This is a genomic window from Anaerotignum sp., from assembly GCF_051877975.1.
In the GTDB taxonomy this organism is placed as follows: domain Bacteria; phylum Bacillota; class Clostridia; order Lachnospirales; family Anaerotignaceae; genus Anaerotignum_A.
The window spans coordinates 18,112-30,282 of record NZ_JBJEJK010000036.1; the positions used below are offsets into that span (position 1 = coordinate 18,112).

General features: G+C 44.8%; 13 protein-coding genes, 1 pseudogene and 1 riboswitch. Of the genes and pseudogenes, 3 read left to right on the forward strand and 11 right to left on the reverse strand.

Annotated features, from left to right (window positions below; all coding sequences use genetic code 11):
- Positions 1-10: 10 nt before the first annotated feature.
- The 7 genes from ACI39P_RS05980 to ACI39P_RS06010 form a co-directional block, all read right to left on the reverse strand.
- On the reverse strand, positions 11-505 hold the full coding sequence (locus tag ACI39P_RS05980) for a V-type ATP synthase subunit K (RefSeq protein ID WP_439719763.1): 495 nt from the start codon (positions 503-505) through the stop codon (positions 11-13).
- Positions 489-2,486 carry a V-type ATPase 116kDa subunit family protein gene (locus ACI39P_RS05985; protein WP_439719764.1) on the reverse strand — a complete coding sequence of 666 codons (1,998 nt, stop codon included), beginning with the start codon at positions 2,484-2,486 and terminating at the stop codon, positions 489-491. The genes ACI39P_RS05980 and ACI39P_RS05985 overlap by 17 nt, the downstream gene beginning before the upstream one ends.
- Complete coding sequence (locus ACI39P_RS05990; RefSeq protein WP_439719765.1) at positions 2,473-2,799, reverse strand: hypothetical protein; 327 nt, start codon at positions 2,797-2,799, stop codon at positions 2,473-2,475. Before ACI39P_RS05990 ends, ACI39P_RS05985 begins: the two co-directional genes overlap by 14 nt.
- Before the next feature lie 658 nt (positions 2,800-3,457).
- Positions 3,458-3,916, reverse strand: coding sequence for an NUDIX domain-containing protein (locus ACI39P_RS05995; protein WP_439719766.1), 459 nt, complete (start codon positions 3,914-3,916; stop codon positions 3,458-3,460).
- Between the two features lie 26 nt (positions 3,917-3,942).
- Positions 3,943-4,821: an Hsp33 family molecular chaperone HslO gene (gene hslO, locus ACI39P_RS06000; RefSeq protein ID WP_439719767.1), complete on the reverse strand. Its 879-nt coding sequence runs from the start codon at positions 4,819-4,821 to the stop codon at positions 3,943-3,945.
- A gap of 15 nt (positions 4,822-4,836) precedes the next feature.
- Positions 4,837-5,583 carry a methyltransferase domain-containing protein gene (locus ACI39P_RS06005; RefSeq protein WP_439719768.1) on the reverse strand — a complete coding sequence of 249 codons (747 nt, stop codon included), beginning with the start codon at positions 5,581-5,583 and terminating at the stop codon, positions 4,837-4,839.
- Between the two features lie 386 nt (positions 5,584-5,969).
- On the reverse strand, positions 5,970-6,179 hold the full coding sequence (locus ACI39P_RS06010) for a small, acid-soluble spore protein, alpha/beta type (protein WP_439719769.1): 210 nt from the start codon (positions 6,177-6,179) through the stop codon (positions 5,970-5,972).
- Between the two features lie 157 nt (positions 6,180-6,336).
- Positions 6,337-6,513: riboswitch (Lysine riboswitch) on the forward strand.
- A gap of 239 nt (positions 6,514-6,752) precedes the next feature.
- Between ACI39P_RS06010 and ACI39P_RS06015 the strand changes: the two genes are divergently transcribed.
- The 3 genes from ACI39P_RS06015 to dapB all read left to right on the forward strand — a co-directional run bounded on the left by ACI39P_RS06015 (position 6,753) and on the right by dapB (position 9,734).
- A complete protein-coding gene (locus tag ACI39P_RS06015; RefSeq protein ID WP_439719770.1) occupies positions 6,753-7,751 on the forward strand; it encodes an aspartate-semialdehyde dehydrogenase in 999 nt (332 codons plus the stop codon).
- 59 nt (positions 7,752-7,810) lie between these two features.
- Positions 7,811-8,692, forward strand: a complete 882-nt coding sequence (gene dapA, locus ACI39P_RS06020) for a 4-hydroxy-tetrahydrodipicolinate synthase (RefSeq protein WP_439719771.1) — start codon at positions 7,811-7,813, stop codon at positions 8,690-8,692.
- A 289-nt stretch (positions 8,693-8,981) separates the two neighbouring features.
- Positions 8,982-9,734, forward strand: a complete 753-nt coding sequence (gene dapB / locus ACI39P_RS06025; RefSeq protein ID WP_439719772.1) for a 4-hydroxy-tetrahydrodipicolinate reductase — start codon at positions 8,982-8,984, stop codon at positions 9,732-9,734.
- A 612-nt stretch (positions 9,735-10,346) separates the two neighbouring features.
- Here dapB and ACI39P_RS06030 read toward each other — a convergent pair.
- The 4 genes and pseudogenes from ACI39P_RS06030 to ACI39P_RS06045 form a co-directional block, all read right to left on the reverse strand.
- Positions 10,347-10,487, reverse strand: a pseudogene (locus tag ACI39P_RS06030) (S-layer homology domain-containing protein); the annotation flags it as partial.
- A gap of 21 nt (positions 10,488-10,508) precedes the next feature.
- Positions 10,509-11,006: a cob(I)yrinic acid a,c-diamide adenosyltransferase gene (locus ACI39P_RS06035; protein WP_439719773.1), complete on the reverse strand. Its 498-nt coding sequence runs from the start codon at positions 11,004-11,006 to the stop codon at positions 10,509-10,511.
- 23 nt (positions 11,007-11,029) lie between these two features.
- Positions 11,030-11,707 (reverse strand): single-stranded DNA-binding protein, encoded by a 678-nt coding sequence (locus ACI39P_RS06040; protein ID WP_439719774.1) that lies wholly within the window; start codon positions 11,705-11,707, stop codon positions 11,030-11,032.
- A gap of 134 nt (positions 11,708-11,841) precedes the next feature.
- Entirely contained in the window at positions 11,842-12,150 is a 309-nt protein-coding gene (locus ACI39P_RS06045; protein WP_439719775.1) for a hypothetical protein, read from the reverse strand.
- Between the last annotated feature and the right edge of the window lie 21 nt (positions 12,151-12,171).

Sequence of the window (12,171 nt, forward strand, 5' to 3'; positions counted from 1 at the left end):
GTATTATTGATTACAGCTGGATGCTGTTGAGCATCAGGAAGGAAACGAGCAGCGCCAGAACGGCATATGTTTCTACCATCGCTGCAAACAGCATACCTTTTGCCAGTTCGCTGGGTCTTTTGCCTACCAGCATAACACCTGCTGCAGCTGCTTTCCCCTGAGAGATACCGGAAATCAGACCAACGAATGCAATAGGCAGACAAGCTGCAAAAATCGCCGCACCCTGTACTACTGTCAATTCTACCATACCATCGCCGCCCAACAGGCCAACTTTTACCATTACGATAAAGGCAATCAGCAGGCCATAGATCCCCTGTGTACCGGGCAGAGCCTGCAGCAGCAGTACCTGACCGAATTTATTGGGGTCTTCAGAAACAACGCCGGCAGCCGCTTCACCGGCAATACCAACACCTTTTGCGCTGCCGATACCAGCCAGAAGAGAAGCCAGAGCCGCGCCGCCTAATGCCAAAAATTCACCACTTAATAAACTATCTAACATTGTCATTACCCTCCTTGAGAATCTTGATATATTTTGTTTTTCTTTCAAATGGAGCGAAAGGTCTTCCGCCGCCTGTATAGAATCTGCCGAAGAATTCAACATACTGCAGTCTGCAGGAATGAACGAAAGCGCCCAACGCGTTGATCGCGATATTGAATACCGTACCAAACAGGAATACTACGATCAGCAGGATGCAGCCTGCGATCCCGCCGCCTGCCAGAGAACCCAGTGTATTGAATACCTGTGCAACTACGCCTGTTGCCAGGCCCAGTGCCAGCAGTCTGGAATAAGAAAGAACATCGGACAGATAGCTTGTAATCCCGTAGAGGCTGCCAAACCCGCCTGTGATCTTTCCGAAAATGCCTTTTTTCTTTCTGCCGCCTGTTACCAAAATGCCAACCGCGCCAACGATCATCATGATCTTGCCAACACCGGGGGCACCTGCGCCAAGGCTGCCGCCAAAGCCAAACAGGACAATACCGATCAACAGTACATACCACAGACCGATATCAAACAGCGCATCCAGAGGATGACCTTCTTTGATATAAAGGTACGCCTGGATTGCCATACCTACGAAAATATGGACGCCGCCCAAAATCAGGGATACAACCAAAAGTTTCATAGGTTCGCTCAGCGGATCAAACCACAAAGGCTTGATCACAAAGTCTTTGTTAAAGAACGTCTTTGCCGCTACTGTGAAGAAATTGCCAAACCAGCCGCCGAAAAGAGCGCCCCACATAAATGTGGAAATACCGCAGAACATAAACATTTTGATCATACGGTATGTGGTGCCTTCCAGCTTATATTTCTTCAGGATAATTGCGCATAATGTCGTCAGGATGATACCATAGGCAGCATCACTGAGCATCAAACCAAAGAACAGGAAATAGAACGGCGCCAAAAACTTTGTCGGATCCACATCATGCCGGCCGGGCAGGCTGTACATGCCTGTTACTGCTTCAAATGGTGTGACAACAGAATTGTTGTTCAGCAGAACAGGAACTTCCTCATCGGGATCCGGTTCCTGAATGTCATAATAGAATTCATATTCCTTCAGGAGCGCCTCTACTTCTGCCTGGGCTCTTGCAGGCATCCAGCCATCGAAGTAGAACACCATTTCAGTGCTCACCATATCGCCGACAACTCTCGCTCTGTCTCTGCGCATCATCAGGCTGTCGTAAAGAAATTCGATATTTTCTCTTGCCGGTGCCAAAGCCTTCAGCACTTCTTCATTTTCCGCAATGCTCTTTTCGATTTCTTCGATATTTTTTTCGTAACGATGCATCGCTTCCGCAGCAGTCCCTTTCTGGTCTGTCAGGGCAACTGCCGAGAAATTATAAGGGCGCAAGGCTTCAAACGCCTGCTCCTTTTCTTCCTTCAAACAAATGATGGAATAATACTTTTGCTGCTTATCTTTGCTGATTTCCTGCACAATGGCGGAGGGTGCCGCCTCCAGTACATCTGTCATCAGCTTTGCTGTATCTGTCTTTGCGCTTGCCACGCCAAGAACAACAGCAGCATATTCCGTTTCATTCATTTCCAGCGGGATATCCAACATTTCCCACGGTTTCAGCCCTGCAATCAGGGAACGGAGACGGTTGATCTCACTTTGTCCATCGGCAATGCCTTTATAGGCACCCACCGCTTTATCCACACTCAGTTCCGTTTCCGTTTTTGTGGAATCCATCAGTTCAGCAAAATCTTCCCTTATTAATTCTTTTCTTGTACGGAACAAGGGTTTCTTTGCCGTATCATATTTTCCAATGGCTTCCAGCGCAGTGCTCACGCGGGCAATATCCGCTTCCAGACGCGAAACATCGGCACTGTTACTGGTTCGAAAGATATCCGGCATCCATTCCTCATCGCTGATAGCCCCTTCCTGGGAATTGATTTCCACAACTCCAAGGTGCATCAGTTCATGAATGAAAGGTGTTCGGCTGCTGTTCAAACCAATGACAGTAAGCTTCCGCATCTCAACAACTGCCATACGTTCCCACTACCTTTCCGATCACCGCCTGAACGGCTTCTTCTTTTTTTTGGGATGCCTGCTCTCTGATCTGGGCGCAGGTTACATCCGCTTCTTTCAAAATCTCTTGGATCGCCCCTTTGCTTTCCTCTACAGCTTTTTTTACGGCTTCCTGCATTTCTTTCTTCCCCTGCAGTCCAGCCTCTTCCAGCAGGACTTCCTGCTGTTTCAGTGCGTTGGCCTTCATCTCTTCGGCCTGTGCGACAGCCTGCTTTTTGATTTCCACAGCACGTGTTTCTGCTTCCACGATGCTTTTCAGGATCTCATAAGCCATAATACTCACCTCTCTTGCTGTATTTTATGTTTGAACAAATTGCACAGGTACAAAATTTACTCCCGTTAAAATCATCTTGTTAAAATTATAACACTTATATTTTTCTAACTACTATAGAGAATTGTCCCTGTTCCACTCGTTCTTGTCCCCCCCCAAAAAAGGGAAGGATTGTTCGAATTTTCCGGTTATTTCCATGAAAATTCTTAGTATGTACAAAAAATCAAACATACCTCAATCTAAATAATACGTGATTTATGCGATTATGTCAATGTTTCTTCTATTTCGTCCAAATTGACAAAACTTTTTTTCTGCCAAATATGTTTGTTAAAAATCCATCAGAATTCACTTTCGTAAAAAAGCGATTTTCTTTAGATTTACAAGGTTTGGCGCTGATGTCTCGCATGCGATTTATTTGTATCCAAAATTGCAATATCCATATTTTTCCATTTTTACCATAGAAATTTATACAAAACAAACAAAACTTAAATGTATTTTTTTGTCGGTTTCCTTTTAGGAAAATTCTTATTTCGCTGAATAAAACTTTCTTGAATGAAAAATTATTCATTCAACGCCTCGAAAATGTATTTTCACACCGTCTATTTTATCTGTATGCAGTTTTTCTTGTATAAATTCGATAAATAAAAAAGACCCCATTTTCTCAGGAAATAGAGTCTCTCTCTTCATCATTCTTTTTATCTTCCTTTAAAACAGCAAAGGCTCCGCGAATATCTCTTTTCATCCAATGGGGCAATTCACTTTTTTCCATTTCTTCTTCCGTTACCCAGAAATAGGATTCATGTTCCGCACTGAGGCTTACCTCGCCGCCCTTCCATCGGCAGGCGTATGTAAAGATGCAAAGATGGATATGGTGCTTGATGGCATCAAACAAGGACAATGGCGGCCCAACGGAAACCTCCAGATCCGTTTCCTCCCTGATCTCTCTGCGCAGCCCCTCTTCCGCCTTCTCAAAGAAATGCAGACCGCCGCCGGGCAGATCCCATTTCTGATGGCTGTTCATGAAGCTGCCTTCCATTTCATGCTTGGAGCGGCAAAGCACCAGCGCTTTATTCTCTTTTATGATGACAGCCTTTACAGCCACCGCAAAATCCCTTTTCACAGGATCTCCCCCTTTATGGCTCCTTCTTATTTTGCTTCTTCCAGCAGTTTTTTCAATTCTTCTTCATTGAAGTCATATTCTTTGCTGCAAAAATGGCAGTGCAGGTTCGCTTTCTTATCTTCTCTGATGATCTTTTCCAATTCTTCCCTGCCAATGCTGATGAGTGCCTTTTCCACTCTTTCCCGGGTGCAGTTACAATAAAATTCCGCAGGAATCGTATCTGTGATCTTCAAATCCATATCCCCCAAAATCATTTGCAGAATATCTTCGGGGGTCTGCCCCATATCCAGCAGATCGGATACATAAGGGATCGTCGCCAGCTTCTGTTCCAGTTTGGAGATCATTTCTTCTGTTGCATCGGGCAGCAGCTGGATGATAAAACCACCGGCTCTGCGGATAGAGGTATCCGTTTCCACCAGCACACCCAAACCAACGGCAGAGGGGGTCTGTTCCGACTGTGCAAAATAGTAAGTCAAGTCCTCTGCGATTTCCCCAGTTACCAGTTCGATACGACCAGCATAGGGTTCTCTCATACCGATATCCTTAATCACACTCAGATACCCATTGCCGATGGCCCCGCTGACATTCAGCTTGCCGGGGTACAGATCGGGCACTTCTACGCCGGGGTTGAATACATAGCCTTTGACCCTTGCCTGACTGTCGCTGGTCACCACAATACCCTGCAAGGGGCCTTCCCCCCGCACCTGCAATGTTATGATATCTTTTTCCCCCTTCAGCATACTGCCCATCATGGCCGCCGCTGTCAGCATTCTGCCCAGTGCCGCAGATGCTACGGGAGAGGTATGATGGATTTCTCTGGCATGCTGCACCAAATCTCTTGTAGTAGCGGCAAAAGCACGGATACTGCCGTTGCCTGCCGTTGCTCTTACGATATAATCACTCATTCTGATTCCTCCAATTTATTTCAATCTGGCTGCGAAAAGCAGGCGTTCACTTTCTGCATGGGGCGCATCGAAAGAATAGCCATCATAAACTTCCATTAATTCCATGCCTGCCGCCTGCAGACCATTTTCGATTTCTTCCATAGAATAAGCCCTTTCATAGTGGTATTCTTCCACTCTCTCATACAAACCATTTTCCTGTTCGATGAAAAAGCTTACATAATATTCATTGATCTTTTCTTCCTCGTCGTAATCATTTTCCCAGATATACGCCGCAGTTTCCTCTGCAGAGCCAAAAACATTCTGCCCCAGCACTTCTCGAAATTTGTATTCTGTATTCATATCAAATAGGAAGAGACTCTCTTTTTTCATATGACGGGCAATGCTTCGGAAGGCATCCTCCAGCTGCCCATCTTCTGTCAGGTAATTCATACAATCGCATAGGCTAAGGATACAATCCGCTTTCTCTCCCAACTCCAATTCTGTCATATCCTGACAGACCAAGCGCAGGGAAAGCCCTTCTTCTGCCGCTTTATGATCTGCCTCCGTCAACATTTCAGGAGAAAGATCTACGCCGATCACCTCAAATCCTTCCTTTGCCAAAGGCAACAGGATGCTGCCCGTACCACAACCCAGATCGATCACCGTTTTCGGCTTCACGCCAAGCCTGTCCCAAACAGCATGGATATGGTTCAGCCACTGGTCATATTCCACTTGTTCCATAAAAAGATCATATACAGATGCAAAGGCTTCGTAGGTACTCATCGCCGCTTCCTCCAAAGTCAGATTCTTTCACAACTTTATATTATATCTTTATACCTATACAAATGCAAGCATAAATACACGGAAAATCACTGCGTCAAGCTTGCTTGTAAGCAATGACTTTTCCGTGTATTTATATTTGGATTTCATCCAAATGAGGATTTCCTCGGGAAATCCGAATCTTGCATTTGTAGTCTTTTTCATCTTTAATTGTATCACTGCGTCAAGCTTGCTTGCAAGCAATGACTTTTCCGTGTATTTATATTTGGATTTCATCCAAATGAGGATTTCCTCAGGAAATCCGAATCTTACATTTGTAGTCTTTTTCACCTTTAATGGAATCACTGCGTCAAGCTTGCTTGCAAGCGGTGATTTTCATGTGCCTTTGTTCATTTGTTTTCTTCTTTATTCTGTTCTTGTTTTCTGGCTTCTATTTTTCTTCTTCCCATGATGCCGCCAATGCGTCCGCTTTCCTTCGCCGTCAGCCCCTTCCAGCCAAGCTGCTCCACTTTCTCCAGCAATCCTAACTCCGCAGCGATTTCATATTTCATGGCAAGGTCTCTTTTTTCCGCTTCTGTCAGTTCCTTTTTCTGTCCCATACCGTACGCCTCCCTTTTTCCTCTCAGTATGCACAGACAAAGCCGTTCTATGTACTTTGTACACACGCAAATGTTTTTCAGAAAAAATACTATTTTTTCTAACAAATTGTTTGACAGAATAGGGAACTAGTGTTAGACTATGAGACAAATACATATTTTTCAAAGTAGAGGTGCGTTTTTCAAGAGTATCCGGGTGAATATCATAAGGGATAGATGCAGCCCGCAAAAAGGGGAAAACGCCGAAGAAGGAAAATGCCTTATCTTTTCTCTTCTGGTTGTGCAGTCAATAGCTGTATGACTGTCATTGGAAATCCAATGGAGCGCTACAAAAATCAATCAAACTGCGGCAGTTCACACAGACTTCTACCTCAGTTTCCTTGGAAGTCGGCGCGGGCCGGCTATTTTTTGTTTATAAGCGGAGAAAGCCAGTTTTCATCTGTATCAATCAACGGAATCTGTTTGCAGAAATTCAGTTGTTTATACGAGTGGCTTTCATGATGAACTCTATCTGCTTTGGAAAGCAACAAAAATACACAAATGATACGCAAACGCCAAAGAAAGAAGGAATTAAAAATGAAAAAAATCAATCTGGCCGTTGTTGGTGCAACTGGTATGGTAGGCAGAACTTTTCTGAAGGTTCTGGAAGAAAGACAGCTTCCCATTGAAAACTTCTATGTGATGGCATCTTCCCGTTCTGCCGGTAAGACACTGGAATTCAACGGCAAGGAATATGTTGTAGAAGAACTGAATGAACATTCTTTCGATAAACCAATCGATATCGCCCTGTTCTCCGCAGGCGGCGGCACAAGCGAAAAATTTGCTCCCATCGCAGCGGCTCATGGCTGTATCGTTATTGATAACAGCTCCCAGTGGAGAATGGACCCCGAAGTTCCCCTGGTTGTTCCCGAAGTAAACCCCGAAGACATCAACTGGCACAAAAACATCATCGCCAACCCCAACTGCTCCACCATTCAGGCTATGGTTGCATTAAAACCTCTGGATGACAAATATAAAATCAAACGTGTCGTTTATTCTACATATCAGGCAGTATCCGGCGCAGGTGTTGCCGGCTGGCAGGATCTGGAAAACGGTATCAAAGGGGAAGCACCCAAAAAGTTCCCTCACCCCATTGCAAGCAACTGCCTGCCCCACATCGATGTATTCCTGGATAACGGCTATACAAAAGAAGAAATGAAAATGGTAAACGAAACAAGAAAGATTCTGCACAACGACGCAATGCGTGTTACAGCTACAACAGTCCGTGTTCCTGTTTTCAGCTCTCACAGTGAATCCATCAACGTAGAATTTGAAAATCCCTTTGATCTGGATGAACTGATTGAAGTACTGAGAAATGCTCCCGGCGTTGTGGTACAGAACGATGTTTCCAAAAACGAATACCCTATGGCAGTAGAAGCAGCAGGCAAAGATGAAGTATTCGTTGGCCGTATCCGCCGCGACGAAAGCGTTGAAAACGGTGTCAACCTGTGGGTAGTAGCCGATAATATCCGTAAGGGTGCAGCTACAAACGCAGTTCAGATTGCCGAAGAAATCGTAAAAAACATGAATAAATAACAAAAGCATAAAATAATTAAGGCAAAAATTATAGTTCAATCGTTGAGGAGGTCATACTTATGTCTATTTTCACTGGTGCAGGTGTCGCTCTGGTAACACCCATGAATGCTGATCACAGCGTAAATTTTGAAAAAATGAGAGAATTGATCGAATTCCAGCTGGCAAATGGTACAGATGCACTGATCATCTGCGGTACCACCGGCGAAGCATCCACAATGTCTGATGAAGTGCAGATCGAATGCATCCGTTTTGCAAAAGAAGTTGCCGCAGGCCGCGCACCCGTTATTGCCGGCGCAGGCAGCAATGATACCGCCCATTGCATCGAACTGGCACAGGGCTGCGAAAAAGCTGGCGCTGATGCCGTTCTGCTGGTAACTCCCTACTACAACAAAGCAACACAGAAGGGGCTGATTCTGCACTACACAGCAGTTGCAGAAAGCATCAATATCCCCATCATTCTTTACAACGTACCCGGCAGAACAGGCTGCAACATCGCTCCCAAAACAGTTGCTGAACTGGCAAAAGTAAAAAATATCGTAGCTGTAAAAGAAGCCAGCGGCAATCTCTCTCAGGTAGCTGAAATCGCTGCTCTGGTTGGCCCCGATTTCGATATCTACAGCGGCAATGATGATCAGATCCTGCCTATCCTTTCCCTGGGCGGTAAAGGTGTTATCTCCGTTTTGTCCAACGTTGCTCCTAAACAGACCCATGATATGGTTATGAATTTCCTGAATGGTGATGTAAAAGCGGCTACAAAACTGCAGCTGGATGCGATCGAACTGATCTCCGCTCTGTTCTGCGAAGTAAACCCCATCCCCGTTAAAACAGCTCTGAACCTGATGGGTTACGAAGTTGGTTCCTGCAAAGCACCTCTGTGCGATATGGAACCCAAGAATCTGGAAACATTGAAAACAGCAATGAAAAACTACGGTCTGATTTAAGACCGTGGGGCTCCGCCCCATCCCCCCGCAGGCCTGTTCTGTACTTTGCTTCGCAAAGCCACCTTCGGTGGGTAGGGCATCTTCCCTACTACCTTCTTATAAAAAGGCTTGACCTAAACTTTATACGAAAAACAAATTTCTTTGAAATTTGTTTCAAATCAGGGGCCAGGGAATTTGTGCACCGCCAAGAATAAGGCGGCGGCGAAGCCGTCTTCCCAAGGGGAAGATGCTTGACCAATTTCTCTGGTGGGAGTTTGAGGGCAACACCCTCAAAGAGAGGAGTATTGATATGATAAATGTGATTATCCACGGCTGCGGCGGCAAAATGGGCCGCGTGGTAGCCGATTTGGTAAAAAATGAACCTGATTGCCAGGTGGCTGCCGGTATCGACCCCAGCATGCCTGAACTGGGCTTTCCTGTATTCCCCAGCTGTGATGCCTGTGATGTTGCCGGTGATGTCATCATCGATTTTTCCACAGCAAAGGCAGTCCCTGCCCTTCTGGCATTCTCCAAAGAAAAAAATATCCCTGTTGTTCTTTGCACAACAGCATTATCCGATGAAACAACCGCATTGATGAAAGAAACCAGCAAGGATGTGGCAATCCTGAAATCTGCCAATATGTCTGTTGGCGTAAACCTGTTGTTGGATTTGGTGCAGCGAGCAGCAGCTATTCTTGCAGAAAGCGGCTTTGATATCGAGATCGTGGAAAAACACCATAATCAGAAAATCGACGCCCCCAGCGGCACGGCGATCGCTCTGGCAGATGCTATCAATCAGGCCATGGATGAACGGTATCACTACGTTTACGACCGTTCTCAGGTGCGCGAAAAACGTGAAAAAACAGAAATCGGCATCCATGCTGTCCGCGGCGGCAATATCGTTGGAGAACATGATGTCATCTTCGCCGGCAGAGATGAAGTCATTGAACTGAACCACCGGGCAACTTCCCGTGAAGTATTCGCCGTTGGTGCAGTGAAAGCAGCAAAATTCCTAGCTGGCAAGCCTGCAGGGCTTTATACCATGAAGGAAGTTTTGCAGTAACGATTCTCAGAATAACAAAAGGCGCTCTTTTAGTAGATTCCGCTTAAAAAAACATTGATTCTATAATTTATTGATTTCTTATGCGGAACTACTAGCGACATTCTTAGAAGAAAACGAACATAGACTAAAAGGGATGAATCCTTATCGTTTAAGGATTCATCCCTTTTTAATGTTTTCTTCTAAGGATGTGCCATTGAGTGCCTTTTCTTTATTAGATACATTCAGTCGTGCCCACTTTGGAATAATGCAGCTGCATATCGCCGCTCAAAGATTTTTTCCATTCAGCCTTGAATCCGCATTCTTCAGTAAATCTGTGTATTCCGTATAGCTGTAACCGTGCTTTATGCTAAAGTCATCGTATCGGTCACTTTGCCTTTATAGCAACGATAATACCTCATACCATGGGTTGTCTGAATATATTCATCCCCATCCATAATGATTTCGATCTGAGAAATGATAGGCTTATTGCCTCCACCATACCCCCTGCAAAGCATCCAAAGCTGCATTGCCTGTTGACTTAGGCTTTTCTGTCAACGTAAAGGAACTTCTCTTACTTGCATCCGTCATCAGCGTCGCCATCGTTGGCACTCCTGTCCTCTGTATATTATTTCCAGGATAATATATACCATAATCCTCCTTCCCTTTGATGATATCTGCATTATACAGACGGTATACGGCGTCTGCGTAACTTGCGGACTTCGGTACATCGGGAATAGATGTGATTACGATATAAAAAAGACCCCCTTCTATCACAACCAAAGGGAGGTCTATCCTTTATTTCTCTGTTTTGATCTGATAAATACTTTCCGCCTTTTCGGACAAGCCTTCCGGGAGGATTGTTCCCGTCAGGATAATGTCCATATATTCGGGCCTTCTCTCAAGAATCTCTTCCAATTCAGATTCCTGCAGATAGCCTTTTTCCACACATTCCAAAATGCCATCTAATAATAGCATTTCGCATTCACCTGTATCTGCGATCTTCTTCGCAAAATTGAATGCATTGCGAATCTCGCCAAAAATCTCTTTATGCAGTGCCTCATCAATCTTCGCATCCCGCACATCCATTCCATCCCGATCTTTTTCAAAACGGAAAATACGGAAATCCGGTTCCAGCTTTTTCAGCAAGGCAATTTCCTTGCTGTTATGATAATCTAAAAATTGAATCATGACGACCCGCAGATTTTCGCCAATGGCGCGCATACCACGCCCCACTGCAACTGCCGTTTTCCCTTTTCCTGCACCGTAATAAACTGATATTTGACCTTGTCTCACGTTTTTTCACTCCTGTTTCTGTCTCAGGCTTTTTTCGTTTCTGTAATCTGACCTTCTGCTTCTGTTCCATGCTCTGCCCGATCCGGAAGCTCAATTTTGGAAACAGAAACTTCATAGGCAACCCGTTCTTCTGTCTCTTCTCCAACACGCTTCTGGTACGTTCTGCTCTGCACACGGCCCCAGATACGAATATTGGAACCTACTTCCAGATTTGCCATATATCTGGCGTTTCTTCCCCATGCAATACAGGGAATATAGTCGGATTTATTATAAGCACGGTTCACCGCCACCAGAATATCGGAAATTTCCCTGCCAAAGGGCGTTTTCCGATAGATGGGAGGCTTACAAATAAAGCCATTGAGGAAGATTTGATTTTCATTCTTTCCTTCTTCTTCTCCCATCAGCCTGATCTCTCTTGCAAAAATCGTCAGCACCAGACGATTTTTCTTGCTATTGTAATTATTATAACTTCTCAACTGTCCAATGATATCCACTTTCGCACCGATCTGCAGCAAACTCATATCGATCAGCCGCTCGGAAACAGTAACCGGCAGGATATCTGCCTTATCACTGAGGCGTTCAGAAGAAATCTGAAACGTATAGAAACCTTCGCCATATACTTCATGACTAAAGGTACAGCCTTCTACGATTTTACCGGCAATGAGAACAGTGTTGTTTTCCGGCAATCCATCTATTTGCATCTCTTTCTCCCCTTTGCTTCACCAAAAACAACTTTGGCAATGATCCTTCAGTAATTCAGTTTATGCAAAAAAACAGCCTTTCAGAATCAAACTTGTCAGATTCCTGTTTTTTTGCACATCCCTCCGTCTGTTTCTCACTGTTCTGTCAGATTTTTTCCATTGCGGAAAATAAACCCAATCTTTACACAGTCAATGGCAATCACCATCGTGTAATCTTTCGTTCTATAGATCATAGGCACACCGTTCTTTTTCACAACAACGGCATCCACCTTTTTGCCTTCTTTTGTCCAGTAGCAGAGGAAGGTAAAATCTTCGTCCTCTCTGACTGCCCATTCAAAATCAAGCAGTGGTTTTACGAAAAAATCCCCATCGCAGCCGAAATAACCGTTGATCCGTTTTCTTGCCTGCTCAAAATCTATTACCGGTCCTTTTTCTTTTGCCATAACTTCCTCCAAAATAACATA

What these genes read in the sequence shown, in the direction of transcription:
- ACI39P_RS06010 (WP_439719769.1), bottom strand. Translation starts at nt 6,179, where the DNA reads ATGGGACAGAAAAAGGAACTGACAGAAGCGGAAAAAAGAGACCTTGCC.
- ACI39P_RS06040 (WP_439719774.1), bottom strand. Translation starts at nt 11,707, where the DNA reads ATGCAAATAGATGGATTGCCGGAAAACAACACTGTTCTCATTGCCGGT.
- ACI39P_RS05990 (WP_439719765.1), bottom strand. Translation starts at nt 2,799, where the DNA reads ATGGCTTATGAGATCCTGAAAAGCATCGTGGAAGCAGAAACACGTGCT.
- ACI39P_RS05980 (WP_439719763.1), bottom strand. Translation starts at nt 505, where the DNA reads ATGACAATGTTAGATAGTTTATTAAGTGGTGAATTTTTGGCATTAGGC.
- ACI39P_RS05985 (WP_439719764.1), bottom strand. Translation starts at nt 2,486, where the DNA reads ATGGCAGTTGTTGAGATGCGGAAGCTTACTGTCATTGGTTTGAACAGC.
- ACI39P_RS06045 (WP_439719775.1), bottom strand. Translation starts at nt 12,150, where the DNA reads ATGGCAAAAGAAAAAGGACCGGTAATAGATTTTGAGCAGGCAAGAAAA.
- dapB (WP_439719772.1), top strand. Translation starts at nt 8,982, where the DNA reads ATGATAAATGTGATTATCCACGGCTGCGGCGGCAAAATGGGCCGCGTG.
- ACI39P_RS06005 (WP_439719768.1), bottom strand. Translation starts at nt 5,583, where the DNA reads ATGAGTACCTACGAAGCCTTTGCATCTGTATATGATCTTTTTATGGAA.
- dapA (WP_439719771.1), top strand. Translation starts at nt 7,811, where the DNA reads ATGTCTATTTTCACTGGTGCAGGTGTCGCTCTGGTAACACCCATGAAT.
- ACI39P_RS06015 (WP_439719770.1), top strand. Translation starts at nt 6,753, where the DNA reads ATGAAAAAAATCAATCTGGCCGTTGTTGGTGCAACTGGTATGGTAGGC.
- hslO (WP_439719767.1), bottom strand. Translation starts at nt 4,821, where the DNA reads ATGAGTGATTATATCGTAAGAGCAACGGCAGGCAACGGCAGTATCCGT.